Source organism: Rhodococcus sp. MH15 (assembly GCF_019266045.1).
Classification (GTDB): domain Bacteria; phylum Actinomycetota; class Actinomycetes; order Mycobacteriales; family Mycobacteriaceae; genus Rhodococcus_F; species Rhodococcus_F qingshengii.
The window spans coordinates 1-1578 of record NZ_LPNP01000012.1; the positions used below are offsets into that span (position 1 = coordinate 1).

Annotated in this window: 1 protein-coding gene; it reads right to left on the bottom strand. The window is 60.7% G+C overall.

Annotated features, from left to right (window positions below):
* On the bottom strand, positions 1 to 1563 hold a 1563-nt coding region (locus tag ATN37_RS00075), incomplete at its 3' end, for a condensation domain-containing protein (RefSeq protein ID WP_256933065.1).
* Between the last annotated feature and the right edge of the window lie 15 nt (positions 1564 to 1578).

Consider the following 1578-nt stretch of genomic DNA (forward strand, 5'->3'; position numbering starts at 1 on the left):
ACGATTAGCCCGCACCGACAACTCACCATACGACAACGACTCGCCACCGAACCGCACCGCAACCCGATCACCAAACCGCGCAGCAGCATCATCGAACCACGCCGACAACGTCGAATCCACACCACTGTCGACACCCGTGTCGCTCCATGACAGAACGCGATCCAACTCACCGGCGGTCATAACATCCACGTCGCCAACGGCAGCGGCCGGATTCGCGACAACGCCACGGAGGACGGACACGAACCGATCAGCGAACTCGGCCGCTGTCGACGCGTCGAACAGATCCGTCGCGTAGGTCAGGGTGCCGGACATACCGGCGTCAGCGGCTTCTTCAAGTGTGAATTGCAGATCGAACTTGGCCAGTGCTGCGTCGAATTCCACAGCAGCGGCGGTGAGTCCGGGCAGTTCGAGAGCACTCTGTCCAAGGTTCTGGAACGTCAACGCCACCTGGAACAACGGATGACGAGCCTGCGAACGAACCGGATCGAGAACCTCCACCACACGCTCGAACGGAACATCCGCATGCGCGAACGCCTGCAAATCCACCTGACGCGCCGACGCCAACAACTCGGCAAACGACATCGACGGATCAACCTCGGTACGCAGCACCAAGGTATTGACGAACATACCGATCACGTCATCGAGCTCGGCTTCACCACGACCCGCGATCGGGGCACCGATCGCAATGTCGGTCGTCGCGGACAGTCGTGCCAACAGCACCGCCAGAGCCGAGTGAATAACCATGAACGGAGTTGCGTTCGTTGCCTTGGCCAGTTCGTCCAGCTCAGACCACAGCTGCGGTTCGATGGTGAAACTGTGATTGGCGCCGCGCCCTGAAGCAATCTCGGGACGCGGACGATCACCAGGCAGATCCAACTGCTCCGGAAGATCAGCCAACGCATCCGACCAGAACGCAATCTGCTTCGCGATCATGGACTGCGGATCGTCCTCGGACCCGAGAACCTCACGCTGCCACAACGAGTAATCGGCATACTGCACCGGCAACGGCGTCCAGGTCGGAGCCTGGCCGTTGGTTCGGGCGTAGTAGGCGGTCATGACGTCGCGGGTCAGCGGGCCCATCGAGAAACCGTCGGTCGAGATGTGATGCATCACGAACGACAACACGAAGTCGTCATCGGCGACCTGAAAAAGCTTGGCGCGCAACGGAACCTCGACAGTGACATCGAAACCCTGGGCGAAGAACGAATACAGCTCCGCCTGGATTCGGTCGTCTGTGACGCGTTCTGCGCCGAGATCGATCGAGACATCTTCTACCGAGCAGATCTTCTGGTAGCCGACGCCGTCGACCTCGGGGTAGACCGTGCGCAGAACCTCGTGGCGGCCGATAACGTCGTGAACTGCCGAATTCAGGGCCGCCAGATCGAGCGCACCCGTGAGCCGAACGGCAACAGGGACATTGTTGACAGCAGAATCGGTGTCGAATCGGTTGAGGAACCACATGCGCTGCTGCGCCAACGACAACGGAACCCGAACCGGACGCACCTGCGCAGTCAACGCCGCACGTGAACCGCCACCGACATGAGAACCCAAACGAGCAGCCAACGCCTCCACCGTCGA